Origin of the sequence: Streptomyces sp. NPDC058579 (assembly GCF_042718575.1) — a bacterium.
In the GTDB taxonomy this organism is placed as follows: domain Bacteria; phylum Actinomycetota; class Actinomycetes; order Streptomycetales; family Streptomycetaceae; genus Streptomyces.
The window spans coordinates 244,766-268,595 of the sequence record NZ_JBHXPI010000006.1; the positions used below are offsets into that span (position 1 = coordinate 244,766).

Annotated in this window: 24 protein-coding genes and 1 pseudogene; 12 read left to right on the forward strand and 13 right to left on the reverse strand. The window is 69.8% G+C overall.

What is annotated here, in order from left to right:
* Nucleotides 1-530: 530 nt before the first annotated feature.
* Nucleotides 531-1,019, reverse strand: coding sequence for a DedA family protein (locus ACFWRO_RS11510; RefSeq protein ID WP_384507737.1), 489 nt, complete (start codon nt 1,017-1,019; stop codon nt 531-533).
* 1,065 nt (nt 1,020-2,084) lie between these two features.
* On the opposite strand from ACFWRO_RS11510, the gene ACFWRO_RS11515 reads away from it, so the two are divergent.
* Nucleotides 2,085-2,270, forward strand: coding sequence for a hypothetical protein (locus tag ACFWRO_RS11515; protein ID WP_384507740.1), 186 nt, complete (start codon nt 2,085-2,087; stop codon nt 2,268-2,270).
* A gap of 498 nt (nt 2,271-2,768) precedes the next feature.
* Here ACFWRO_RS11515 and ACFWRO_RS11520 read toward each other — a convergent pair whose 3' ends face one another.
* Nucleotides 2,769-3,446: a hypothetical protein gene (locus tag ACFWRO_RS11520; protein WP_384507743.1), complete on the reverse strand. Its 678-nt coding sequence runs from the start codon at nt 3,444-3,446 to the stop codon at nt 2,769-2,771.
* A gap of 554 nt (nt 3,447-4,000) precedes the next feature.
* Between ACFWRO_RS11520 and ACFWRO_RS11525 the strand changes: the two genes are divergently transcribed.
* Nucleotides 4,001-4,453, forward strand: coding sequence for a lamin tail domain-containing protein (locus ACFWRO_RS11525; protein WP_384507746.1), 453 nt, complete (start codon nt 4,001-4,003; stop codon nt 4,451-4,453).
* A 111-nt stretch (nt 4,454-4,564) separates the two neighbouring features.
* On the opposite strand, the gene ACFWRO_RS11530 is transcribed toward ACFWRO_RS11525, so the two are convergent.
* Together ACFWRO_RS11530 and ACFWRO_RS11535 are read right to left on the reverse strand one after the other, a co-directional pair.
* Nucleotides 4,565-4,873: a hypothetical protein gene (locus ACFWRO_RS11530; RefSeq protein WP_384507749.1), complete on the reverse strand. Its 309-nt coding sequence runs from the start codon at nt 4,871-4,873 to the stop codon at nt 4,565-4,567.
* A gap of 377 nt (nt 4,874-5,250) precedes the next feature.
* Nucleotides 5,251-5,706, reverse strand: a complete 456-nt coding sequence (locus tag ACFWRO_RS11535) for an Lrp/AsnC family transcriptional regulator (RefSeq protein WP_384507752.1) — start codon at nt 5,704-5,706, stop codon at nt 5,251-5,253.
* A 111-nt stretch (nt 5,707-5,817) separates the two neighbouring features.
* Here ACFWRO_RS11535 and ACFWRO_RS11540 point away from each other — a divergent pair, with 111 nt between their 5' ends.
* The 4 genes and pseudogenes from ACFWRO_RS11540 to ACFWRO_RS11555 all read left to right on the forward strand — a co-directional run bounded on the left by ACFWRO_RS11540 (nt 5,818) and on the right by ACFWRO_RS11555 (nt 8,144).
* Entirely contained in the window at nt 5,818-6,435 is a 618-nt protein-coding gene (locus tag ACFWRO_RS11540; RefSeq protein WP_384507755.1) for a LysE family translocator, read from the forward strand.
* A gap of 48 nt (nt 6,436-6,483) precedes the next feature.
* Nucleotides 6,484-6,942, forward strand: coding sequence for a PaaI family thioesterase (locus tag ACFWRO_RS11545; RefSeq protein WP_384507758.1), 459 nt, complete (start codon nt 6,484-6,486; stop codon nt 6,940-6,942).
* Nucleotides 6,943-7,133: 191 nt separating this feature from the next.
* Nucleotides 7,134-7,349 (forward strand): hypothetical protein, encoded by a 216-nt coding sequence (locus ACFWRO_RS11550; RefSeq protein WP_384507761.1) that lies wholly within the window; start codon nt 7,134-7,136, stop codon nt 7,347-7,349.
* Nucleotides 7,307-8,144: pseudogene (locus ACFWRO_RS11555) on the forward strand (IS5 family transposase). The gene ACFWRO_RS11550 and the pseudogene ACFWRO_RS11555 overlap by 43 nt, the downstream one beginning before the upstream one ends.
* A 12-nt stretch (nt 8,145-8,156) precedes the next feature.
* Here ACFWRO_RS11555 and ACFWRO_RS11560 read toward each other — a convergent pair.
* From ACFWRO_RS11560 to ACFWRO_RS11575, 4 genes are all read right to left on the reverse strand, one after another.
* The gene (locus ACFWRO_RS11560) at nt 8,157-8,663 is read right to left on the reverse strand and encodes a DinB family protein (RefSeq protein ID WP_384507765.1); all 507 of its coding nucleotides are present in this window, start codon (nt 8,661-8,663) and stop codon (nt 8,157-8,159) included.
* Between the two features lie 289 nt (nt 8,664-8,952).
* Nucleotides 8,953-9,660: an AAA family ATPase gene (locus ACFWRO_RS11565; RefSeq protein WP_384507768.1), complete on the reverse strand. Its 708-nt coding sequence runs from the start codon at nt 9,658-9,660 to the stop codon at nt 8,953-8,955.
* Nucleotides 9,661-10,807: 1,147 nt separating this feature from the next.
* Entirely contained in the window at nt 10,808-11,542 is a 735-nt protein-coding gene (locus ACFWRO_RS11570; RefSeq protein WP_384507771.1) for an aldo/keto reductase, read from the reverse strand.
* A complete protein-coding gene (locus ACFWRO_RS11575; protein ID WP_384507774.1) occupies nt 11,518-11,805 on the reverse strand; it encodes an aldo/keto reductase in 288 nt (95 codons plus the stop codon). The genes ACFWRO_RS11570 and ACFWRO_RS11575 overlap by 25 nt, the downstream gene beginning before the upstream one ends.
* Before the next feature lie 6 nt (nt 11,806-11,811).
* On the opposite strand from ACFWRO_RS11575, the gene ACFWRO_RS11580 reads away from it, so the two are divergent.
* On the forward strand, nt 11,812-12,639 hold the full coding sequence (locus ACFWRO_RS11580) for a helix-turn-helix transcriptional regulator (RefSeq protein WP_384507777.1): 828 nt from the start codon (nt 11,812-11,814) through the stop codon (nt 12,637-12,639).
* Between the two features lie 594 nt (nt 12,640-13,233).
* Nucleotides 13,234-14,034, forward strand: a complete 801-nt coding sequence (locus ACFWRO_RS11585) for a hypothetical protein (protein WP_384507780.1) — start codon at nt 13,234-13,236, stop codon at nt 14,032-14,034.
* A 408-nt stretch (nt 14,035-14,442) separates the two neighbouring features.
* Here ACFWRO_RS11585 and ACFWRO_RS11590 read toward each other — a convergent pair whose 3' ends face one another.
* Nucleotides 14,443-15,006, reverse strand: a complete 564-nt coding sequence (locus ACFWRO_RS11590) for a hypothetical protein (protein WP_384507783.1) — start codon at nt 15,004-15,006, stop codon at nt 14,443-14,445.
* 25 nt (nt 15,007-15,031) lie between these two features.
* Nucleotides 15,032-15,478: a hypothetical protein gene (locus tag ACFWRO_RS11595; protein WP_384507785.1), complete on the reverse strand. Its 447-nt coding sequence runs from the start codon at nt 15,476-15,478 to the stop codon at nt 15,032-15,034.
* An 882-nt stretch (nt 15,479-16,360) separates the two neighbouring features.
* Between ACFWRO_RS11595 and ACFWRO_RS11600 the strand changes: the two genes are divergently transcribed.
* Nucleotides 16,361-16,963, forward strand: a complete 603-nt coding sequence (locus ACFWRO_RS11600) for a DUF1349 domain-containing protein (protein ID WP_384507788.1) — start codon at nt 16,361-16,363, stop codon at nt 16,961-16,963.
* Between the two features lie 120 nt (nt 16,964-17,083).
* On the opposite strand, the gene ACFWRO_RS11605 is transcribed toward ACFWRO_RS11600, so the two are convergent.
* Nucleotides 17,084-17,761 carry a TetR family transcriptional regulator gene (locus tag ACFWRO_RS11605; protein ID WP_384507791.1) on the reverse strand — a complete coding sequence of 226 codons (678 nt, stop codon included), beginning with the start codon at nt 17,759-17,761 and terminating at the stop codon, nt 17,084-17,086.
* Between the two features lie 106 nt (nt 17,762-17,867).
* Here ACFWRO_RS11605 and ACFWRO_RS11610 point away from each other — a divergent pair, with 106 nt between their 5' ends.
* Both ACFWRO_RS11610 and ACFWRO_RS11615 read left to right on the forward strand, forming a co-directional pair.
* On the forward strand, nt 17,868-18,800 hold the full coding sequence (locus ACFWRO_RS11610; RefSeq protein ID WP_384507794.1) for an SDR family oxidoreductase: 933 nt from the start codon (nt 17,868-17,870) through the stop codon (nt 18,798-18,800).
* Nucleotides 18,801-18,844: 44 nt separating this feature from the next.
* The gene (locus ACFWRO_RS11615) at nt 18,845-19,531 is read left to right on the forward strand and encodes an NAD(P)H-binding protein (protein WP_384507797.1); all 687 of its coding nucleotides are present in this window, start codon (nt 18,845-18,847) and stop codon (nt 19,529-19,531) included.
* Between the two features lie 452 nt (nt 19,532-19,983).
* On the opposite strand, the gene ACFWRO_RS11620 is transcribed toward ACFWRO_RS11615, so the two are convergent.
* Entirely contained in the window at nt 19,984-20,619 is a 636-nt protein-coding gene (locus ACFWRO_RS11620; RefSeq protein WP_384507800.1) for a DsbA family protein, read from the reverse strand.
* A 591-nt stretch (nt 20,620-21,210) separates the two neighbouring features.
* On the opposite strand from ACFWRO_RS11620, the gene ACFWRO_RS11625 reads away from it, so the two are divergent.
* Nucleotides 21,211-22,677, forward strand: a complete 1,467-nt coding sequence (locus ACFWRO_RS11625; RefSeq protein WP_384507803.1) for a hypothetical protein — start codon at nt 21,211-21,213, stop codon at nt 22,675-22,677.
* A 330-nt stretch (nt 22,678-23,007) separates the two neighbouring features.
* Here the strand turns inward: ACFWRO_RS11625 and ACFWRO_RS11630 are convergent, their stop codons facing one another.
* A complete protein-coding gene (locus ACFWRO_RS11630) occupies nt 23,008-23,793 on the reverse strand; it encodes an alpha/beta fold hydrolase (RefSeq protein WP_384507806.1) in 786 nt (261 codons plus the stop codon).
* Nucleotides 23,794-23,830: the final 37 nt, after the last annotated feature.

The window sequence follows — 23,830 nt, forward strand, 5'->3', positions numbered from 1 at the left end:
CACCCAGAAGCCCGCCGGCCGCCGCCACCAGAACCCCACCGATCCCGCGCGACACCCCGCCGCCGGCACTCTCGCCCGGCGCCCCGGCAGGGCCGAGTCCGACACCAGCGGAGCGGGTTTGACGGCCTGCCCCCACAACCGACTTCCCTGCCTGTACCGGTAGTTCCGCCCGGTCAGGCAGACCCGGTGTGGCGCTCCGTTCGGTCCGGTCCTGCTCGTCAGAGTTTGTCACGGATTGGAAACGAGCCGCGGTCGACCAGGGGAACGGCACGCGCGCGACGCGTCGAGTTCCGCCCGCAGCCGCGCGTCGATCAACGACTTGAACGCATCCGGCCGGTTCGGCCGCGGCCCCGACCAGGGGCGAGTTGGCGCGGGTGGGGCAGTCCGTCGGCTGGAACCGGCGTGCCATCGCCGACACCCTGCACGGGGCGCCCGGCAACAGGGGGCTGAGCGTGGTCAGGGGTGTGTGCGGGCAAGTGGCTGGCGTGGAGGAGGGCTGTGCCGGTGGTGCTAGTTCGTGCGGGGTGGGTCTACGGTTCCTCGGCGGTGGCCGTGGCGTCGCTGGAGGAGAGGGCGGCCCGTCTTCTGCGGTAGAGCACTGCTCCGCACGCGGCGAGGAGGAGGACGATGGCGGCTGCTGCTCCGAGGCCGGTCCGCTCGGCGAAGAGTTTTCTCAGTACTTCGAGCGCGCCAAGCCCTGCGGTTGCGTAGATCAGGGCCCAGGCGGCTCCGCCTACGAAGAGGGCGGGGAGGTAGCGCGGCAATGGCATGCGCATGCTGCCGGCGAGGAAGTTGGCGGCGGTCTGGAAGCCGATAGTCAGGAAGGAGACGGCCACGACTGGCGCGCCCCACCGCTGGATGGCCCGCTCGGCGCGCTGGAACTTCGCTGAGGTGATCCGCTCGGCGAGTCTGCTGCGCCGGGCGCCTGCGCCTGCGAGCCATCCGACGGCGAACGTCCCTCCGGCGCGAAGCAGGACGATGACGTACAGGGCTCCGGCTGTGAGCGCGATCTTATGCACGCTGCCTCGCCCTGGGCACGGGGCCAAAGGCCGCGTCCTTGGTGACCCGCAGGGGGTCCCGCCCTACCGGGGGCACGGTGCATTCGAGCCCGGTCACCGTCTCTCACCTGCGCCTTTCTCTGCCCGTTCCGTCATATAGGTCGTGAACGCCCGCACGCTGGGCAAGGCCAGCCTAACCGTATGGACGTACGAGGATGCAGGGGGCCGGGCTGCCGAGGGCACGGCGGGCGGGGCGGCGGATCCGGTCGGGTGGGTCCTTGCCGGTGCGGCAGCTCCTCGCTCTGTCTGACCGCCTCGTCGAGCACCCTCGCCCCGCCTCTGGCGGCCAATTCTCCATCCATGTGTCTGGAAGCTTGCCGATGTGGCACGGACCGCTCACGAGGGGGACTTGCCGACCAGTTCATCAGGCTTGCCCAGGCAGAGGGCAAGCGGGTTGGAGAATCTGCACCGCGCCGCCTGCTGCGGGTTCGTCGACCGGCAGGATGCCGGTTGGGCCGCGGAGTGCGCGGGCTCTGGCCTCCGGCACGTGGTCCCCGACTGGGTGAGCGATGGCCATTTCACTGACGGCCTCGCGGCCGTGATCGATCGCTGGGCCGGTTCCCTGGGGGCGCGCCCAGCTTCGTTCCGCGCTCCGCCGAGGACCGAAGGCGTGAGCGATGCGCGGACCGACGCCGTACTACGAGCGCTGCCTCGGCGCGCCCTGCTGCGGTGACCGATCCGAGTGTGTCGCGGCGAGCTCATCGTCCAGGCGATGCTCTTGGCTGTCATCCGCATCATCCCCGGGCAGGTCCGGGGGCGGCCGAGCCTGCGACGCCGTCGGTCACGTGGCCGTGGCCGCCTTTACGAGGTGGGCTGCTCTGGCCGTCCCCCATCCACTGCCGCCCCGGCCGCCGCGAACCTGGCTCTGGACACCCTGCGCCGGGTCCTGGCCGAGTTCGCCGCCGAGCAGAGCGCGGCCGCGGAGAGCTCGGCGGGCACGGCGCCGAGCCGTACGAGACCGCCCGCGCCCGCACGATCCGAGCCTCTGCCGCGGAGGCTGGCCTTCACGCGCCCCGGCTGGAGCCCTTGGACCTCCTCCTCGACGCGGTGCGCGATGGCGTGCTGTCAACGAGCGAAGCGCAGGCGCTGGCCAGGTACCACATCAGCGACGGCATCCCGGACGCCGAGGCCGCCGCTCGCGCGGGCACCACGGCCGACCGTCAGGCAGCGCCGCCGCTCCCGTGCCTGGCCGGCGCGAGGCCGGCGGCATGACCTGGACCACCACCCCGGACACCACCTGCCCCCCTCTTGGGGGATCTGCCTTGACCACACCCGCTCTGCCCTGCCGTAGCCGGACGAGGAGCGCGTCACCAGCGCCCAGCGTCAGCTCATCCACCTCGGCGCCGTTCTCGTCGCCCGCCCCTTGACACCGGCACCTACGAGACGCGCCTTCCTCGACGAGGACGCCGAGCCGGTCCTCGCCTGGAACTACGCAGCCGGATCGCGGAGCGTAAGCACCTCACGGCGGTAGCCTGCCGCGTCGGCGAAGCCTCAGCCACACGGAAGTAGAGCCGGAAGCGCTACCCGCGGGCGGGCGGAGGTGGCGCTCTGCGGCTGGGTCGTCGGTGGGGGAGTGCTTGGTGCCCGATGGCGATCAGGAGGCTCTTGGCGTCGGTGACGACCTGAAATCTCACCGAATCGCGATACGCAGTTGCCACTGAGGAGCTTGTCGAACGCCAGCCGAGAAGTGCTTCGGAGCGGGCCGGGCGTTCAGTTGTCGGGTTTGATCTTCGAGGACAGGGCGAACAGCCCTGCCGCCGCCGCGATGAGACCTCCGGCCAATTCCTCGTAGCCCTGCAGGTAGGAGATGGGAATGCCGATGACGCAGGCTGCTCCGGCCAGGTCGATGACGCGTCCGGTCAGTCGCCGGAATCTGCTCGGCGGCGGAGGGGGATGGGGGTTCTGCGGGCTTCCCCAGTAGGGGAAGGGACCCGGCCTGGGTTTCCAGCCCTCGTCCAGGAGTTGGATGAACTCCGGGTGATGGCGGGCATAGCCCAGGCGGTGGGGTGCCACGCGCCGCCATGGCAGCCAACCATGCCTGATGGTGATCCAGATGAGACCCGGCAGACAGGCCACGACCGCCCAGATCGCTGCGACCGTCCGCTCTGCGGCCGAAGCTGGCAAAATGCCGAGGAGCTGGTCCAGCTGGCCGCTGGCGGAGTAGGCGATCAACGCGGCTATGGAGAGCACCGCCGCGGTCTGCTCGATCTGATGCCCGTAGTGGCAGCGGGCGCAGCGTGGCACGTGCACGACTTCCCGGCGCCACGTGGTGCGCAGAACGACGATCCATGGGGTCATCGTGGTGTCGGCGCCCTGGTGCAGCCCCAGGACGCGGTCGTGCCATGACGCCGGTGTGGCATTCCCGCAGAACCAGCACTCCCGCACCACGAGTTCCCTCCCTCTACGACCGGTCAGATGGTTCCCGCTGAGGGGCCGGGCGCGCCGAACGTCCTCATTCCCGGCGGTGTCAGTTCCGGCAAGTAGCCAGCTAGTCATCGCTCGTAGCGACTGTCCTCGTCGACGAACTAGAAGTCCACCTTGCCGGGAGTCCACCAAGGCCGAGACGACTCCGGCACTCGAACCGCAAAGACCATCACGACCGCGCCCGTAAGAGTCGGGAGCCCGAGCACGATAGTTGCGCCCCAGGCACCGCGGTTGAGGGACGGCGGCCTGCAGCGTATGGATCACCACTGCAGCCACCACCGGCGGCGGGAGGTCTGCGCACCTCGTCGGAAGGCATGTCGACGATGTGCGCGCGATGTTCAGGGCGGAGTCGTCACGGCGCCGGAATGTCACAGCAAGGCCTAGGTTTTCGCACCCTAGTTCGCTTTATCCCAGTTCGGTAACGCGCCACGGTTCGGGAGCCGGTGCTCTCTACGGTGACTACCTGCCGGACGCGATTGGGGGAAGTCCGGCGCTCTCTCATCGTCGAAGGGAAACTCATGCTCCGTACGCGTACCACGGCCGTCGCTGTCACAGCGGTGGCCGTCGGCGGCCTCCTTGCGCTGCCCTCCCCGGCGCAGGCGGCCGGCTCGGTCCACCTGTACAAGGTCTACTACGACAGCCCCGGCAGCGACCGCGGCGCGCAGGCGAGTCTCAATGCCGAGTACGTCGTCATACGCAACACCACCGGCGCCGCGGTCAGCCTCAAGGGCTGGACCCTGACGGATGTGGCGAACCACAAGTACACCTTCGGTGCCTACACGCTCGGCAAGGGCAAGACCGTCACCATCCACACCGGCAAGGGCACCAACACCTCTGCCCACCGCTATCAGAACCGTGGCTGGTACGTCTGGAACAACGACAAGGACACCGCCACCCTGAAGAAGGCCAACGGCACCAAGGTCGACACCTGCTCCTACAACTCCACCAGGTACGACTACAAGATGTGCTGAGCCCGGCCCGGCTGTGGCGCCCGCCCGTCTCCCGGACGGGCACCACACCACCTCAACCTTGGGGACGGCTGGCAACACGCCTTGGTCGCTTCGTATCGGCCCGGCTGTGGATCAGGCCGGTTCGAGCAGGACGGCCGGCAGCGTCCCGCTCACGATCGGATCTTGCGGCAGCGAGAGCCCGAAGAACTCTTCGACGACGCCGAACGCGGCGCGGTGAACCTCTCTGTGGTCCCGCTCCGGGTCCGGGAGCCCGGCGGCCGTCAGCCGCTCCTGCACTCGGCCGGCTGGTGCAGGGTCGCCTTCGACCCCCTGGTAGCCCCACGAGGCGTCGAGATACAGGTTGCAGCCGCTCAGCAGCCGGCCGTCGTGGAAGTACGCGAACTGGGGCGGGACGGGCTTGCCGTTCTCCTCCTCGTACACCGGAGGCAGACATGAGCGCCACCACGGGCGGCCGGTGCCGGCGGGCCGAACTCGCCCTGCCAGCCGCCGTACGCGACCGCGTACGTCCAGGCCCCCGCGCGCCCGAGGCGCAGGCCGATGCCGTCGTCGGAGTCGCCGTAGCTGTCGTCCATGAGTTCCAGGAGCGAGGGACCGGTGTGCTCCCCGACTGGCACGACGATGTGCTCCGTCCCGTACAGCAGGGTCGCAGCAAGGCGCTCGGCGACCGCCTCCGCGGAGAGCCCGCGGGCGAGCACCACGTGGTAGCCCCCGAAGGCGATGGATCGGGGAGACAGGCAGACGCTCAGCAAAGCGCCGGGGCCGTCGCCGGGACGCTAAGCGCAGCAGCTCGGTGGTGACTAGCTTTCGGGCAGGGGCCGGTCGTCGATGACGTTCTTCATGACGAGTGTGGAGGTCAGGCGCTGGACTCCGGGCAGGCGTGCGAGCCGCTGGTCGTACAGCTCCTGAAACGCCGACAGGTCGGTGGTGGCCACCCGCAGGAGGTAGTCGGGCTCGCCGAACAGGCGCTGCGCCTGAAGCACGTGAGGGACGGCGGCCACGGCCTCCTCGAAGGCGGTGACGGTGTCGGGGCTCTCCCAGCGCAGGGTGGCGAACACGAGCGCCTCGAAGTTCAGGCCGACGGCGGCCGGGTCGACGACGGCACGGTAGCCGCGGATCGCGCCCTCGCGTTCAAGGTCGCGCAGTCGGCGGTGGCAGGGCGACACGCTGAGCTTCACGCGGGCGGCCAGCTCGGTGATGGTCAGGCGGCCGTCGAGCTGCAGCTCGGTAAGAATCTTCCGGTCCAGGGCATCCATGGGGAAGATTCTCCCTCGCATCACGCGATCATGAGGTAAAAACGCAAACATCGTCGGGTAAATCCGACCTAGCCTTCCCTCCAAGGCAAGCAATGCGAGAGGGAACGATCGATGGATACGACGACACTGGCGGCCTTCCTGGCAGTGGACCTGCTCCTGGTGTTCACCCCCGGTGCGGACTGGGCGTACGCGATATCCGCCGGTCTTCGGGAACGCTCGGTCCTCCCGGCCGTCACGGGGCTGGTCGCCGGACACGCGGCCTACGCGCTGGTGACCGTCGCGGGACTGGCGGTGATCGTTGCGAGATCCCCGGCCGCGCTCACCGCCCTGACCCTGGCGGGCGCGGGCTACTTGCTGTGGCTGGGCTGGGGCGTCGTGAAGCAGCCTGCCGTGCTGGCGGCCGCTGGAGAGAGTTCGGACGCCTCCCGCGTGCAGGTCATGCTCAAGGGGGCCGGGATCAGCGGCCTGAACCCGAAGGCGCTGCTGCTTTACTTCGCGCTGTTCCCGCAGTTCATCGACGCCGCCGACGGCTGGCCGGTCGCCGCGCAGACCGGGCTGCTCAGCATGCTGCATCTGACCGCGTGCGCCGTCGTCTACCTCGCCGTCGGCGTCCTGGCCAGCGCGGTCCTGAGGACCCGGCCCTCGGCCGCCCGGGCCGTCACCCGCATCAGCGGCGCCATGATGATCGCCATCGGCGCGTTCCTGCTGGTGGAACCCCTGGCCGACTGAGGAACCCGTCCCGCTCCACCCGACACGGACCCGAAGGAGAGCACGTACGTGGAAGACCAGACGCAGCAGGAACAGGCGAGCCCCGCAGTCCAGAAGCGCGTCCGAGACAGCTTCGACCGCCAGGGACTCATGGCCCACCTCGGCGCCCGCCTAGCCCACGTCGGCCCGGGCCGCGTGCACATCGTGCTCCCGGCCCGTCCCGAGGTGACCCAGCAGCACGGGTACGTTCACGCCGGCGCCACCAGCGCCATCGCGGACAGTGCCGGCGGCTACGCGGCACTCACCCTTTTCGACGAGGCTTCCGAGGTCCTCACCGTCGAGTACAAGATCAACCTCCTCGCGCCCGCCGCAGGCGACCGCCTCGAAGCGATCGGCACCGTCCTGAGATCCGGACGCACCCTGACCGTCTGCCAGTTGGAGGTGTACGGCGTCCAGGGTGACAGCGAGCAGAAGCTCGTCGCCAACGGCCAGCAGACGCTGATCCGCGTGAACAGGCCCGCCGAATAGCCCCCAGTCGGCCGTGCCGTTCTAGCCTCCCCGGGCGACGTGGCGGCAGCGCCTCCTTCCCGACTCTGCAGGCCATTTGGAGCACGAAGACCGGCCAACCGGAACGCTAAGTGGCCAGCTCACGCGCTATGTCACACCTCAGATGTAGAGCTCCTGCGGGAAGCCGGTCCAGCGGAGTTCGGCGGGGAGGCTTGGCCGCCGGACTCCTGACCAGCGCCGTCTGCCAGGGCTGCGCGATGCTTCCCGGCCGGCTCGGCATCCTGACCGCAGCGGCCCTCATCGGTGAGGGAGCGGGAATGATCACCTCGCTCGGCTTCGCCGCCCGCGCCCTCATCTTCGCCATCGGCCCCGTTTTCGCGGGCCGGTGCCGTACGGCACCCGCGCAGGCGAGGGATTTGCAGGCCTAGGGTCTGTCCGGCGGATCTTCAACGGGATCCTGTAGCGGAACCGGACCGGGTTGCCGTGGCGGGATCTGCCTGGGCGCTTCGGCAAGTGGAAGGCCGTGTACGAGCGGCATCGGCGCTGGTCAGCGGATTGCACATGGGACAGGCTCTTCGCGGCCGTCCTGGCCGATGCTGACGCGGAAGGCGCCGCTTCGACTGGTCGATGGTGAGCATGACTCCACCTCCTGCCGGGCCCACCAACACGCCGCCGGAGCACGCACAAAGCCTCCGCGGCTGCCGGGAAAGACGCACGCCCCGGCAGCACCGCCCCGACGAGGGACTTCGGACGCTCCCGTGGCGGCCTGACCTGTAAAATCCACCTCGCCGGTGAGGGCGGACGCCGCCCGCTGGCCCTGCTCATCACCCCGGGCCAGTGGGGCGACGCCCCGCAGTTCATCCCGGTCATGGAGCGTGTCCGTGTCGCCCGCCTGGACGGTGGGCGGCCCCGGACTCGGCCTGACCATCTCGGCGGCGACAAAGCGTACTCGTCTCGCCGCAACCGCCGCTACCTGCGACGACGCCAGATCAAGCACACCATCCCCAAACCGAAGAATCAGCGGGCCAACCGCTAAGCCCGCGGCAGCAAGGGTGGCCGCCCCGCCGGCTTCGACAAGACGATCTACAAGCGCAGGAACGAAGTTGAGCGAACGATCAACGTGCTGAAGAACTCCCGGGCTGGCCACGAGATCCGACAAGCGCGCCTACATCTTCCACGGCACCGTCACGCTCGCCTCGATCAGACTCAGGCTCCGCCCATGATCTCTCCCGGGTCTAGTAGCCGGTTGTGCCGTCGAGCATCTCGCGCAGGATGTCCAGGTGGCCGTTGTGGCGGGCCGTCTCCTCGGTGAGGTGGTGCAGGATCCAGCGCAGGTCGACGTGGAGGCCGTTGCGGATGGTTCCCTGGGCCTGCTTGTCCAGGTCGTTCCCGGCGACCAGTTCGCGGTAGCGGGCGCTTTGTTCGTCGTATTCGTCGAGCAACTGCGTGAGCGGGAAGTCGACGGCGATCCGCATCTCGCGGTCGGGGTCCTCGTCGGTCATGGGGGCCCGGTCTTCCTCGCCGAGGAAGATCACCTGGAACCAGTAGTACTCGACCCAGCGGAGGTGGTTGATCACTCCGCTCATGGTCATCAGTGGTGAACCCGGCAGGAGCGCCTTGCGGGCGTTCTCCGCAGAGACGCCATCGCACTTGGCGCGAGCGGTGCCACGTGCGTAGTCGAGAAACGTGGTGAGCTGGGTGCGCTCGTCCCACGCGGGCGGTGTGTCATCGATCCTGGTCATCGCGCGAAGCATCCCCGATCACTGCGACCCATGTCGAGGGATTTATCGACGGCCCCAACCTGCTTCACCCAGCTCCGTGTCCGGCGGGTCGATACAGCGATCCAGCGCCGGTGGGCCGCCCGGCATGACCCGCCGGACAGGCTCTAGCCCACAGGCCCGACACCGATCCCGGGCGCTGACCGTTGCGCGCCAAGTGCCCTCGTGCCGACGCTGATCAGGTCAGCTGACTGAGCTGACTGACGGGATGGGCATCAGCGCGGCCGCGCGCGCCGCGGGCTTGACGGCATGTTCAGTCGAGGACGTGCCGGAGGTAGGACTGTGGGTCGGCGAGGTAGCGCCGCCAGTGGTCGACCAGTGCCAGTTCGTCCCAGGGGGTCCGGCGGAGCCCGTGCTCGCCGACCTCGATGATGTCCGCGCCGGGCAGCGCGGTCAGCAGGGGCGAGTGGGTGGCGCAGATCACTTGGCCTCCGTTCTTCACCAGCTGGTCGATGTGTCCGAGCAGCTCCAGGCAGGACGTGAACGACAGGGCTGCCTCGGGCTCGTCCATCACGTACAGCCCGGCCCAGAGGAACTTGCCCCGGAAGGCGGCGAGGAAGCCTTCTCCGTGGCTGACCGAATCCGGGGAGAACCCTTCCCGGTCCAGCGCGTCCAGGGCGGTCTCGGCGCGCAGGAAGAACCCCTTCCGGGCGGCCCAGCTGCCCAGCATCGCCCGGCCGCGCGGCGCTGCCTCGAAGCGGACCCTCTCACCCAGCAGCGACTTGGGACGGTGGCTGGCATAGCGCCAGTCGTGCGAGCCGCCCCAGGAGTCCAGGCCAAAGCCCTCGGCAAGCGCCTCGACCAGAGTCGACTTACCCGAACCGTTCTCCCCGACGAGGAACGTCACCGGAGCGGTGAAGCGCATCCCGTTGGCCATGAGATCGCGCACACACGGGACGGACCACGGCCACTCGTCGTCGTTGCGCGAGCCCAGGTGCGCGTATGCACGTTCGACAATCATGTCGGCGAGTCTTTCACGGGGCGTCTCGACCATCTCCGCGAGCAACCCGAACGCCTCCCCGTGCGCGAGCCCGAACATATAGGGGACAAAGGGGCGCCGCCGAGGTGCCGTCCGATCCGATCAGGGGTGTTCCGCCGAGCCACCGCAAATTCGGCCGTGCTCACCCCGGCCGTCACGGTGAGGTGGCGCTCGCGGGCCAGGCGCTCCAGCCCCGCTGCGCACCGGCCAGCCGCATGAGCGTGCCGTGCAGCCGCGCTCCGGCGGGAGGCGGCGTTCTTCCGGTCGGTGTCGGCCCGGCTGCGCGCCGCCTTCTCCTGGAACCACACCCGCTGCTCGGTCGCCTGACGCTCGTCTTCCTCCTCCCGCCGCCGCGGTTCGTCCTCGGCCCGGATGGACCGCCGAGCCGTCCAAATTGGGCGAGCTGACGCTGCGAGTAGCCCAGCACCCGGAGTAGTAGCCCACCCGCGCCCGCGGACCGGATAGGCCCGTATCAACGGCTCGAACCGCTCTCACGCCGCATCACCGACCGCCAACGGGGCAGGCCCCGATCAACCAACCGCCCAGCACACCAAAGAGGCACGCCTAGCCGCCCCGAGTGTGGCCAGAACCTGCAGCGGTCGCCGCACCGGCTCCCGCAGCCGCCCTGGCACCGGCAGCCGGAACTATGCTCGGCGTGGGCCCGTTCCCTGAGGTCGCGTCACGCCAGGCTGCGGCCATCAGCGCGTACGTCTACTACACGAACCAGGGCTACAGAACAGCGACGACGTGCTATTTCGCAGGTGGCGCCCCGCCTCTCGGCGCCTACTACATCCGAGTCGTACTCCGTTGGTGATTGCCGCGTTCGGCGGCGGCGAGTCCCAGCCTGGGCCCGCCGCCCCGCACCCGCCCACCGGTCACCGGCTGACGGGTCGGGGCAGGACCGGATGAACGGGCGCCTCCGCCGACACACGCTCGGCGGGGCTGCCCACGAGCCAGGCCGCAGCGCAAAGCCTGTATTGGAAGGGGCCGGTCAGTACGCGAGGCCATGCGGTCTGCGAGTCGCGCCGACGGTGATCCGAGCCGGTGGTGCCGTTCACGTCCGCTTGGACCCGACAGGCGGTGGAGGCACGCAGTAGGTGCTACGAGGTGTGGGGTACCCCGCCGGGCATCAGCGGCGTGCCTCGATTCCGAGGTCGCCATGGCTCTGCGTGCGGGCGAAGCCGCCGGTGAGAAAGGTGTGCGGGTAGCCGAGGTCGATCGCGCCGGCATCGTCGAGACGGGCCAGGTGGGAGGCGGTGAAGTCGACCTCCAAGGCGCCCAGGTTGTCTTCCAGCTGCGTGCGGGTGCGGGCGCCGATGAGTGGTGCCGTCACGTCGGGGTTCTGCAGGGTCCAGGCCAGAGCGACCTGGGCGGGTGTGCGGCCCAGCTCCGTGGCCACATCCTTCACTACGTCGGCAACGGCGAGGTTGCGTTCGGTAACCCAGCCCAGCGTGCGGTTGAGGGTCTTGCGAGTGCTTTCGTCGGAACCGGTGCTCGAGCCGCTCAGATCGTTGCGACTGTACTTGCCGGTGAGCACCCCGCCGCCCATCGGTGAGTACGGCACCACCCCGAGGCCCATCTCCCGCGCCATGGGGATCAGGTCGCGTTCCCCCGCGCGCTGGATCAGGCTGTACTCGATCTGCAGCGCGACCAGCGGCGACCAGCCGCGCAGATCGGCGATCGCCTGCATGCGCGACGCCTGCCAGGCCGGGAGGTTGGACATCGCCACGTACAGGACCTTGCCCAGCCGGACCAGATCGTCCATGCCGCGCAGGATCTCCTCGACCGACGTCGTGAAATCCCACACGTGCAGGTAGAGCAGATCGATGTACTCCGTATTCAGCCGTCGCAGACTTGATTCCACCGACGCGAACAGATTCTTGCGGTGCGGGCCCCCTGAATTCGGTGCCGGCGCAGCGTCGTGTATTTCGTCGCGAGGACCAGGCTTTCGCGGTTCTCGCGGGTGAATTCGCCCAGCAGGAGCTCGGAGCTGCCATTGGTGTACGTATCGGCGGTGTCGATGAAGTTGCCGCCGCGCTCGACGTCGAGGTCGAACAACTTGCGCGCCTCGTTCCGCTCGGCGCCCCAGCCCCACTCGGTGCCGAAGGTCGCCGCGCCCAGGGCCAATCGACCGTGACGACTGTGGAAGCGACGCGGGAGCTGGCCGCGTTCCTGCGGAACCGGCGTGAACGCCTGGATCCGGACGATTTCGGTCTGCCGTCGCGTCGGCAGACGCGGCGGACCCCGGGACTGCGCCGCGAAGAGGTCGCCGAACTGGCCGGGGTCAGCATCGACTACGTCGTGCGGCTGGAACAGGGCCGTGGGCTGCGGCCCTCGGCGGACGTGGTGGAGGCGCTGTCTCGGGCGCTGCGACTGGCCCCCTATGAACGCGCCTACCTCTTCGACCTGGCCCAGCAGCGTCCCCGGAACGCCGGCAAGCCCGCCGCCACCGCAGCACCGTCGCTGGCCCGCCTGGTCGCCGACCTGGCACCGCTGCCGGCCATGCTGATGAATCACCGTTACGACATCCTGGCCTGGAACGATGAAATGGCGAGACTGCTACTGGATTTCGACACCCTGCCGCCGTCGCGGCGCAATGCGATGTGGCTGTGCCTGATGCATCCGGAGATCCGCGAGTTCTACGTCGACCGCGAACGCGTCGTGCGGGAGGGGGTCGCCTACCTGCGCGCTGCGTGGGCCGCACATCCGGAGGACCAGGCGTTGATCGACCTCATCACCGAATTCACTACCGGTGACGAGGAATTCGCGCGCTGGTGGGCCGAGCGACACATCAGGGTCAACGGCCGCGGAGACAAGGTGATGCGGCATCCTGAGGTCGGTGTGATTGCAGTGCATTTCGAAGTGCTCAAGCCGCTTCAAGATCCGGACCAGCGGATTGTGATCTACCGCGCCGCGGACGACGAAAGCCAGTCGGCGTTGGACCGGCTGTGTGCGCGGTGAATTCGTCGCGACAGGGCAAGCCGAGAGGTCCCGAGCCTCGCGTGAGCGGGCTCCACCGATGAACGGTTCGTGACTCGTGCCCGTGACGACCGGCGGGGGACACGTCGATCGCTATCGCGGAGGCGCCTTCCGCGATTGCCAGGTCGTTTCGGGACCCCGGGCCTCCGGCCTCCGCCTCTCCAACGACCTGGCATTCTGGCAGGTCAACGGCTCACCAGCTGACTGATGGGCTGAGACAGGACACAGCGTAGCGCCCGTTGAGAGGGGCGAGCGCGAGCATGTGTGCCCCGGCCCGGCACGGCCCGCCCCGACAGCACGGGGTTTACGGTCGGGAACCGTGGTCGGGCCGCTTCGCGTCCCTTTTCGGGGACCGGACGTGGAAGGGACGCCCATGAGCATCGACCCACCCCACCCGTCCGTACGGTCGCCATACGGCGGCCCGCCACCCACAAGTGACCCTCCACCCACTAGTGACCCGCAGCCCGCCAGTGACCCCCCGCCCCCATACACGCCGCTATGGCGACGGCTGCGTGAAGACGAATGGCCGCCGTTGGGTGAGGTGTTGAGAGGGCGGCGGGAGCAGGTGGCCCCCGGGTGTTGCTGGTGCTGCTCCTCCCGTGCCTGTGGTGGCTGACCGTGCCGCCGCTGGTCGGCTACCAACTGGCCCGTACGGCCCGCCGTATGGCGCGCCGGGTCTTCCCCGTACGCCCGGCAGGGCACGTCGAGGAACCCGAGGTGCTCCGGGTGCAGCGGGTGCGGGCCTGGACGGCCCTCGTCGTTTCGGTGGGGCTGCTGGCCGCGTTCGGTGACTGGCAGGACGTGGCGGACGCACGGAAGGAGTTCCTGGAACGGCTTTTGTTCGCGCCCTGGTTGGCGCTGTTGAGTGCGGCGTTGGTAGTGGCGCTGCTCTTCTGGGCGGCCAGGCCCGGGGCGCGGCGGGCTATGCGGACGCAGCTGTGGCCGGCCGGCCGGTCGGCCCTGTGCTATTTCGGGGCCTGGACGTTGGTGCCGCTGCTGTTCACGGCGGCGGGCAAGGGGATGAGTCTGTTGCCCAGCAGCGCCAACGGGTTGTTCGGGTTGCTGCTCTGGGTGTCCGTGATGTTCGTGTGCTGGGCGCCGTTCTGGTGGGTGATCTTTTTCCTCTGCTTCGCCTCCGGCCCGGCGCTGCGCCACGCGTTCAACCTGTCCGCCCTGCACGCGGCCCTGCCCGCGCTGGTCACCACCATCCTGGTCTGGGTGTTCGCCACCCTCGGCCTGTCGTCGGCCGGCCTGCCGCCGGGCCCGGTGCCGCTCGCGGTCTGCGTGTACGTCGGCGGCCCGGTGTCCGTGACGGCATTGGCCTGGTGGGAGATCCACCGGCTGCGGCGGCGGCACGGGGTGCGGTGGCGGGGCTAGCGCCGCGGAGCCCCCTGTCCCGCCCGGCCGGACGGAGGGCAGCCGACTCGTCCGGTGACGCCGGGCCACGCCTGGTCTGCTCGTCGCGCCGACTGCGCGGCTGCAGGCAGTGGCCGTAGGTAGGGGACGGTCTCTCGGATCCATGGGCTGGGGGCGTCTGCGTGCGGTGAATGTGGAGGCGGCGGTTGTCCGCTCCGCGGAGTGCCGCCGGCTGCGCTGCCTTGTCGAGGCAGGGCGCAGTCTGCCGGCACCTGGATGGGTGCCGTCCCCTTCTCCGGCAGGCTCCCGACATGACGGACGCGTCGCCACCCGTACACGTCGACACGAACCACCATGTCCGCGACCAACACCGCCCCGCCTGCGGCGAGGAGTGTCGCCCGCGATGATGGACATCCGCTGGCGAGCGGCTCAGGGCTGCTTCGGGACGTCCTTCACCGAGGTCGGACCCAGCTGCGTGGCACTGGCGTACTCCGGCATCGTCATGGGCTGGTCGAAGAGGAAGAACGACTGGTTCGTCCCGACCGTGAACTCCATGTACGCGCCGGTGGTGGCGTCGAATCCGTAGTACGCGTTGCAGGTGGAGCCGGTCGAGTACGTGCCGTCCATTCCGGGCTGCGGCAGGACCGCCTTGCCGTCGGAGGTGTCTTCGAGTCTTTCGGTCGGTGTGAGCATCTTGCAGCGGGGGACCGGGAGGCCCTTCATGATGAAGTACCCGTACTCGCCCTTGGCGTTCTGGATGTAGACGTAGGAGAGCTTGCCGCGCTTGCCCCAGGTCTGAACCCACTGGTTGATGGCCTCGCGGGTGGGTGAGTACTCCATGCTGCCTGCCGGCTGTTGCGCCACGAGCTGGTCGTAGTTGTCCTGTTTGGCCTTGGTCTCTTTGTCCTGGCTGGAGGCGGTGCAGGCGGTGAGCCCGGCGCCGAGGGCGAGCGCCGAGAGGGCGGCCGCGACGACGCGCGTGATCCTGTGCATATGGGTGGTTGTCTCCTTCCCGGTGTCAGTCGGTGCAGGTCGTCTTCTCGGCGTCGGCGTCGAGCCGGTGGGGCAGGCCTTTGTCGAGGAACGGGGTACGGTGCTCCTGGGCGGCCTTGGAGTTGTACTCGTTGACGGACTCGATCCGGCTCGCCCGCAGAGCGGTGATCGACTGGTCGATCTGGCTCTTACGCGCCGTCGAAGCCGTCCCGCGTTCCTGCTGGAGCACCCGGATCGTCCCCTCGGCGTTCTGCACGGCCTCGCACAGCCCGAAGAACTCCTCGTATGTGGTCAGGCGGAACGTGCCGGACCCGACGGTGTCCTCGCGCTCCTGGACCTCGCCGCGGAACGGCGCGGTGATCCAGCCCGCGCCTCCGAAGACGAACACGCCGATCACGTAGACGACCGCCAGACCGACGATCCCGCCGACGGCCCACACACCGAAGCGTGCGCCCTCTCGCAGATCCCCCATGACATTCCCCCTCTTCTCCGGTCGACCGCCGCAGACGTGGAACCATCACTCGGTAACTCGCGTACTGTGAAGGATTGTTGAACGATTCCCTCATGCGCGCAACCCCGTGGACAGACCCGATTCCACCCCGTCGCCGCGCACCTTCACTCGGGGCAGGCCGGGAGTGTTGTGGGCCGAGCCTGCACCGCGAGGCGCCCGCCCGGTCACTTCGCACACGGAGCGCCCCGCGCAGGGGCCGCTCCAATTCGCTTCCTCCCGCTCCAAGCGGAGACGTGGCCGTTTCCGGCGGTGAGGGTTCCTCGCGGCGGAGCGCTGGCGGAGTCGTCGTCCGACCGGTACGGACCGCGCCCGCACACGGGCTGCTGGCGGCGGCCCGCGTCGCGTGTCCTGCCCTTGCCGCCTCCGCAGTCTTCCGGGGTGCCGTGTCGCCGGACGCGGTGCTTCACCCGGGCGCTCGCGGTAGCGGGTCGCCTCGTGGGGCCGGGCGGCATGGCCGCGCGGGGCAACGACGCGCCCCGTCGGAGTGCGACGAAGCCGGCCGATGCCGGTCCGGTCCCGGTCCGGCCCCGGAGCGCGAGGCCGCGTACCCGCGCCGGTGTTCCGGCGCGGGTCCCGCAAGGGTGTGAACCGACTCGACGCCGCGCGGCGGCACGTCACGCGGGGTCGAACAGAGCATCCGCCCGCGACGTCGGGCACCCGCACAGCCCCGACAGGAACGCCGACACCTTCTCCCACGCACATCTCCCCGGATGCTGCGCTCGACCGGCCACATGACCCGGCCCCGCCCGTCCAGCGGCCTGGCCCGTGGACTTCCTCGGCCGCCTCTTGGATCTTCGTTGAAGTGTGTTGAGCGGGTGTGCCGACGTCGGCAGGGTGAGAGCCATGACCTTGGAATCCACCCTGGCGAACACATCGAGCTGGGCGATCCACCCCGCCGCCCTCGCGCTCGACGGCGCGGTCCTGACCGCTGAGGCACGTGCGAGCAGCGACATCTTCACCAACCCCCTGACCGGTGAGAGCCGTGACGACGCGGCCCGTGCGCTGCTGGATCCGCCTCCGGGCGACTGGCAGTTCTCGGCCCGGGTCCGCGTGGACTTCCGGGCGCCGTGGGACGCGGGCGCTCTGATCGTCTGGGCGGCGCCGGACCTGTGGGCCAAACTCAACGTCGAACAGTCCCCCGACGGCCGGCCCACGCTGTACTCCGTCGTCACGCGCGGGTTCTCGGACGACGCGGTGGGGTGGCCCCTGGACCGCGGTCCGGTATGGCTGCGCATCAGCCGCGTCGACGGCGCATTCGCCTTCCACATGTCGCTCGACGGCCATTCCTGGCGTCTGGCGCGCCAGTCCGCCCTCCCTGGCGATCCCGGCGTCCGGTTCCGGGTCGGGATCGGGGTCCAGTCGCCCGTGGGGGAGGGCTGCGTAGTCGACTTCGACCGTATGGCGCTCGTGCCGTCGCGCCTGGCCGACCTCTTCGACGGCCGCTGACCACCACCGGACGGCCCGGAACCGGCGGGCTACGCGGCAGCGTGGTGCCGTAGCCGCGCTTGACGAGGTGCGTGCCCGGCGACGGCGCGCGTGGTGATATGGCGCCCTCGCCCTGCCGTGTCAGTGCGGGGCGCCGGTGAGCAGTCCTGCCAGGAGTACGTCGAGTACGTCGCGCAGGGTCGGGGTGAAGTCCATGCGCATGGCGGCGAGTTGGGGGTCGGCCGCGTAGGCGGCGAGCATCGCGGCGGAGGGCCGGGCGTGGGTCCAGACCGCGCCGGTGACCATGACGGCGGCGGCCACGAACCGGAAGGCCGCCGCTTCGTCGAGTTCGGGGAGGTGGCGGCGGACGAGTGCGGCCATGGTGGCGACGCTGGCGAGCGCGGCGTGCTTGTACTGGGCGGCGATCTGCGGGGAGACGTTGCGTTCCAGGACGGCGGCCTGGGCGCTGACGAGGTCGCACAGGACCGGCTGCTCCGCCAGTGAGCCGGCGATCGTGTCGGCCACCTGGGTGGCGCGTGCGTCCGCGGGCGCGCCGTCGTCGACCCCGACGTCGAGCTCGGTGTCGAGTTTCTCCAGCCAGGCGCGCAGGGCGACGTCGAGGAGTTCGAGGAGGATCGCTTCGCGTGACTCGAAGTAGCGCAGGACGTTCGACTTGGCCAGGCCCACGCGCCGGCTGAGCTCGTTGAGGCTGAGCTGGTTCACCGGCATCTCGGTCAGCATCGCCGCGGCGGTGTCCAGGATGGCCCGGCGGCGCATCTCCCGCTGCTCGTCGCTGCGCGCGCGCTGGAAGTTCGTCATGCGACACATACTACAGACCCCCGGTCTCTTGTTAACAGACCGGGGGTCTGCTAGCTTGGAATTGCAAGAGACCGACAGTCTCTTAATTTCGATCCGAGGAGCCCTCATGTACGACTACGACGTTCCCGACCAGACCGGCAAGCTGATCGTCGTCACCGGCGCCAACAGCGGCACCGGCAAGGAGGCGACGCGGCGCCTGGCCGCCGCCGGCGCCCGCGTCGTGATGGCCGTCCGCACCCCCGCCAAGGGCGAGGCGGCGCGCGCCGAGATCCTGGCACGGCACCCCGCCGCGAACATCGAGGTCCGCCGGGTGGACCTGGCCGATCTGACCTCGGTCCGGGACTTCGCCGACCGGATCATCGCCGACGGCACCCCGCTCGACGTACTGGTCAACAACGCCGGCGTGATGGCGCCGCCCACCCGCATGACCACCGCCGACGGCTTCGAGCTGCAGTTCGGCAGCAACTTCCTCGGCCCCTTCGCCCTCACCGTCCGCCTGCTGCCCGCCCTGCTCGCCGCCGCCGCGCCCCGGGTCGCGACCATGAGCAGCGGCACCGCCAACTACGGGCGCATCGACTTCGACGACCTCCAGTGGGAGCGCCGCCGCTACCGCCCGAACCTGTCCTACGCGCAGTCCAAGCTCGCCGACCTCATCCTGACCCGGCAGCTCGCCGCGATCGCCGCCGAGGAGGGCTGGAATCTGCTCAGCACCGCCGCGCACCCCGGGTTCACCCGCACCAACCTCCAGAGCTCCGGTCCGAGCCTGGGCCGCGACAAGCCGAAGCGCTCACCGCTCGAAGCCGCCTACCTCCTGCCCTCCCAGGGCGTCGAACAGGGAGCCGAGCCGCTCCTCTACGCCGCGACCAGCCCCGAAGCCGAAGCCGCCGGCTACTACGGCCCCAGCGGACGCTTCGGCCTCGTCGGACCGACCGGACCGGCCAGGACCACCAAGCGGGCCCGCGACACCGCGACCAACACACGACTGTGGACCCAGGCCGAACACCTCACCGGCGCCCGCCTCCCCGTCCTCACCGCCTGACACCCACCCCCTGGATCGCCCCCACCCACCCCAGATTCCCCACCTTGGAGAGACCCCTGATGAACGTGCTCCTCTTCGGCGCGACCGGCATGGTCGGCCAGGGCGTCCTGCGCGCCTGCCTGCTCGACGACCGGGTCACCAGCGTGACCGCAGTGGTACGAGGACCGCTCGACACCGAACACCCCAAGCTGCGCACACTCATCCACAAGGACTTCACCGATTTCACCGACGTGGCCGACCAGTTCGCGGACGTCGACGCGTGCTTCTTCTGCCTGGGCGTCACCTCTGCGGGCAAACGCGAGGACGAGTACCGCACGATCACGTACGACTACACCCTCGCCGCCGCCCGGGCACTGCCCGCCGATCCGCGACTGACCTTCGTCTACGTCTCCGGCGAGGGCACCGACAGCACCGAGCGCGGCCGCCGGATGTGGGCCCGCGTCAAGGGCCGCACCGAGAACGAACTCCTCGCGATGCCGTTCCACGCCTACATGTTCCGGCCCGGCTTCATCCTGGCCTCCCACGGCGAACAGTCCCGGACACCCGCCTACCGCCGGCTCTACCCGCTGCTGTCCGTCCTCTACCCGCTCCTGCGGCGCGTCGCGCCCCGGCACGTCACGACCACGGAGAACATCGGCCTCGCCATGCTCACCGTCACGACCCAGGCAGGCGCGGGCCCCCACATCCTGCATAGCCCCGACATCAACGAAACGGCACTGCAGGGCAGCTGACCGCCCTTCCCGACACAGAAATCTTGGCAGTGGCTACGGCTCCGCTAGCAGCTCCGTTCCCCGCCCCTGCGGGGGAAGATCCGCGGCGCGAGCGCCAACGGCTTCTCGGCGCCCAAGGGGGACGTGCCTTCCTCTGACCACGAATCCCCGCCCTCAGCACCGGGAACTGTTCCCCCACCCTTCAAGCGCCCGGGCAGGCCGCCGGGATCCGACACCGGGCCCCGTTCCCCCGGGCCGACCGAGCGTGGGAAGAGGCTCGGGACGTAGCCGTAGCGGTAGCCGCCGCCGGTCGGCCAGCCGGCCCCGCACTCACGCTCGCGCCTCCTGGCGCCTGGACGGTCGCCAGCCGCGCTCCCTCGGAAGCCGCAGGCGGCCGGGGAGCCCGCATGGGAAGCCTGCCCGGCCGGTCATGCGAATGCTCGCCGGTTTGGCATTGCCGGCGTCCGCCCGATTCAGGACTCGGCCGCCTCGGCCTCGGCCTCAGCCTTGGCCTCTGCCTTTTCCTTGAAGGGTTTGTAGACCGCGTCCCACGTGTCGGGGTCCTTGCGAAGGTCTGTGACCAGGAGGCGGAACAGGGGCGCGTCGAAGTTGGCGCCGTACAGACCGCCGTCGATGGTGTGGCCGTTGACGACGATCGTGGGTGTGCCGGGGCCGATCGGATCGTCGCCGGTCTGCTCGTAGGCCTGCTGGGATGCGGTGACGAACGAGCGGTACTTCATCGTCCTGACAGCCAGGTCGAAGGCCTCATCGCGAAGCCCTGGAACCTTCTCGGCCAGCTTCAGGAGGCGCTCGGTGGTGAACCCGCCACTGCTCTCGACGGCAGCCTGGTTTTCGAAGAGCACCGCGTGATACTCGACGAACTTCCCCTTCTCCAGCGCCGCGCGCAGCGCGTTCACGGCTCGCTTCGAGCCGTCGCCGCCGAGCCGGTCGTCCCTGAAGGAAGCGAACGTGTACCCGGCCTTGATCTCCCCCATGAGCAGCAGCTTCCGGAGCGCCTTGGCGCCAGTGCGCTCGTACTCCTCGACGACGGGACAGCGCGGATCCTCGTACACCTGCACCGTCGAGATGGCCCCGGGATTCCCGACCACGATCGTCGTACCGTCCGGAGCCACTCGTTCTGGCAGCCGCTCGGCGGACGCGTAGAGGCTCGCCTCGGTTCGTGCCGCCGGGCGGGAGTCGCCCGGTGGCTGCGCGTTCGGCGTAGCGTCCCCCGCCTGGGACCCGCGCGGTACGCATCCCACGAAGGCTCCTATGAGACCTACCGTGACGGCCGCCCGGACCGTTCTGCTGATTTTCATCGGACCTTGATCCCTCCCCTGTGAACAGGCGGACTCTACGCGTCCGGTATGACAGGCGCACCACAGATTCGGCGACGCCAGATCATCGCCTGAGCAGCCCGGCACGACGTCCGGACAGGTCCCGAACTCTGTCCCTTGCTCGCCTTTCCGACTGGGTGTGGCGGCGTACCCCCTCCCGGAGACCGGAGACCTGTCTCGCCCTGATCGCCGCGGGTGACGTCGAAGCGGCACGGGTGCCCGAAGGGCGTCCGATTGCATGCTGTTGTGAGGCAAAAGAGCAGGTCAGTGGAGTGAGATTCGGGTTGACCGGAATTCCGGTACGGGTGATAGTGACGCTCGCGGCCGCGATCCTCCGGCCTGCTGCACCAGGGGTGGGGACTCTTGAACGACAACAAGGACGACGTGCGGGACGAAGTGCGGGACGACGTGCGAGGGCGGGTCGACGCGCTTGTAGCCGCCGGCCGATCGGCCGAGGCGCGCACCACCGCGCGGACCGCGCTCGACACCGACGAGCCCGACGCCGGGGTCCTCCTCGCGCTGGCCCGCGCCCACATGGCCGAGGACGACGACGACCACGACGACGCCGCCGAGCGGGTTTTCCGCGAGGGCCTCGACGCCTTCCCGCACGACATAGGCCTGCTCGCCGGGTACGCGGAACTCTGCGCCCACACCGACGCGCTGGACCGACCGGGGCGACACGCCCGGGGCCCCGCGCTCCTCACCCGTCTGCGAGAACTTGCTCCGCATTCGCCGGAGTTGCTGCGGGCCGAGGCTGCGGGAAGCTCTGTTTCCACGAATGCCAAGAACAGTGTCTCGGCGCGCAGAGTGCAGTCGTTCGACGCGGCCCGTGCCTTCGCCGAAGCGCCCACCCCTCAGGCTGCCGCCGCTCAGGCCGCGCAGTGGGCCGCTGCGGCCCCGCGCGATCTGAGGCTCGCGGTTCTTGCCGAGACAACGGACGCCCTCGCCGCAACCGGCCGCACCTGGGCGCGCATGCTGCTGCGCCGAGGCCTCGAATTCCGCTTTGCCGCGGGTGCGGTCGTCGCGGTGCTGATCGCCTTGCGCATCACCGTCCTGCCGTCGATGCCGTACGGCGTGGCGACGGGGTTGGGGCTGCTGCTGGGCCTGCCGTTCCTCGGTCTCCGCAGACTGCTGCGGACCGCCCGTGAGCGGGCTGCCGAGCGGATGGCAGCAGCCGCTACCGAGGCCGTACCCGGTGACGAACCGGGCATCGGGGGCGACGGGTTCGGGCCGCCGGAACTGCCTCCCGTGCCGCGCGTCACTCCTCGTGAGTACGCGTTCGCCGGAGCCGGACTCGCCCTCCTGCTCGTCATCGGCGTCACGGCCTACGCCTCATCCCTCGCCTATCCCCGCTACGACATCGTCGCCCACGACACCTTCCGCGGTCTGCAAGGCTTCGACCTCCGCGAGGAGTTCGACCCGTTCGGCGCCGTGTCCGCAAGCGAGAAGGAAGAGTCGACCGCCCGGATGTACGTTGCGCAGGACGCCGCTCCTGACGCCGCCGCCGAATACCTGGTGGCCGTGATGACCGGAGACTTCCACGAGATGCGGGAGTCGTACGTGTACGACGACGGAGGGATCCTCCCCATGGAGACGGAGGGGGTCGGTGTCGTCCACGACACCTGGCGGGCGGGGGTCGGCCCGTACGGGGGCTGGATGCGGTGCCACAGGTACACCGATGTGGTCGGCACGCTGCGGGCGCTGTGCGTGTGGGGCGATAAGGGCAGCATGGGCATGGTCCTGTTCGCGGCTGCGGACGAGAACCGCGACGCGGTCGAGGAGACCGCCCGGTCTGTGGGCGCCGACTTCCTCCGGCCCGCTGCGGACTGACCCCAGCAGGACGCGACCGGAGCGCCGAAACGGCCGGCGCCCCGCCCGGGTGGGCGGGAACCTGATCATCGCGGTAGCCGGCGCGGCTGATCGGAAGACCGCCCACGACACCGCCGGGATGCCGTGCCCAGCAGCGCCGGCGAAGCCTGGGGGTCGACGTTACGGCTGGGCCGACGCGCTACGGGTGTACACCGAGACGCGCGAGACCACCGTCGCCCGCTACACCACCGCCCCCTGGTCCGTACCGCGACGGGCATTCGCGCCCGTCGCGGTACGGTCCCCGTCATCTTCTTCGCGGTCTCGCAATGCGGGTGGCGTGCCGCCTGGGTCTCAGTGTGTTCTGGCGTACAACTCCTGGATGAGCCGGGCGCAGTTCTCCGGCTCCCGGAGCGTCGGGTAGTGGTCGGAGTCGGCGAGGCGGACCAGACGGCAGTGGGGGATCCGCTCGGCCATCTCCTCGTTGCAGCGGACCACTTCCGGTCGGTCCAGCTCGCCCAGTGCAAGGACCGTGGGCGCGGTGATCTCGCCGAGCCGGTCGAAGGCCGGGGGATCGGTCTGTTGGTGGGTGATGTTGGCGAACCAGGCGGGGAGTACGGCTCTGAGGTGGGCGGCCGCGACGGGGTCGGTCTCGGGGCCGCCGCCGGCGGCCTGGCCCCACCGGCTGAGGCCGAGCTGGACGATGCCCTCGGTGTCGCCGGTCTGCGCGAGTTTCCCGATGTCCTGGTGGAGCTGCGTGTCGGCGGGACTGTCGTATCCGGTGACGGCGGGGACGAGGAGCGCGAGGCCCGCGACCCGTTCGGGGTTGTTCAGGGTCAGGGCGATCGAGGCGGCCCCGCCCATGCTGGAGGCCACTAGGACGGCCCGGGCCAGCCCGTAGTGGTCGAGTACCGCTCTGAGGTCCGCGGTCGGTGAGTACGCGACGTTCGGTGCGGGTGAGCGGCCGTAGCCGCGGGCGTCGTAGCGGATGACCCGGCGCCGTGGGTCGAGGGCGGGCAGAACGGGGTCCCAGATCGTCGAGTCTCCGACGCCGGGGTGGACCAGGACCATCGGCAGTCCGCCTCCTCCGGTGTCGTCCGCCCAGAGTTCGCCGCCGTCTACGGGCACCATGGTTTCCATGGGGTCAGTCTGAGCGGGCGGCCGGGTCCCGTGCCAG

Bases quoted from the DNA above. Each gene is read 5' to 3' on its own strand.
- ACFWRO_RS11525 (WP_384507746.1), top strand. From the start codon at position 4,001: ATGCTCCGTACGCGTACCACGGCCGTCGCTGTCACAGCGGTGGCCGTC.
- ACFWRO_RS11535 (WP_384507752.1), bottom strand. From the start codon at position 5,706: ATGGATGCCCTGGACCGGAAGATTCTTACCGAGCTGCAGCTCGACGGC.
- ACFWRO_RS11540 (WP_384507755.1), top strand. From the start codon at position 5,818: ATGGATACGACGACACTGGCGGCCTTCCTGGCAGTGGACCTGCTCCTG.
- ACFWRO_RS11560 (WP_384507765.1), bottom strand. From the start codon at position 8,663: ATGACCAGGATCGATGACACACCGCCCGCGTGGGACGAGCGCACCCAG.
- ACFWRO_RS11565 (WP_384507768.1), bottom strand. From the start codon at position 9,660: ATGATTGTCGAACGTGCATACGCGCACCTGGGCTCGCGCAACGACGAC.
- ACFWRO_RS11590 (WP_384507783.1), bottom strand. From the start codon at position 15,006: ATGCACAGGATCACGCGCGTCGTCGCGGCCGCCCTCTCGGCGCTCGCC.
- ACFWRO_RS11595 (WP_384507785.1), bottom strand. From the start codon at position 15,478: ATGGGGGATCTGCGAGAGGGCGCACGCTTCGGTGTGTGGGCCGTCGGC.
- ACFWRO_RS11600 (WP_384507788.1), top strand. From the start codon at position 16,361: ATGACCTTGGAATCCACCCTGGCGAACACATCGAGCTGGGCGATCCAC.
- ACFWRO_RS11605 (WP_384507791.1), bottom strand. From the start codon at position 17,761: ATGACGAACTTCCAGCGCGCGCGCAGCGACGAGCAGCGGGAGATGCGC.
- ACFWRO_RS11610 (WP_384507794.1), top strand. From the start codon at position 17,868: ATGTACGACTACGACGTTCCCGACCAGACCGGCAAGCTGATCGTCGTC.
- ACFWRO_RS11630 (WP_384507806.1), bottom strand. From the start codon at position 23,793: ATGGAAACCATGGTGCCCGTAGACGGCGGCGAACTCTGGGCGGACGAC.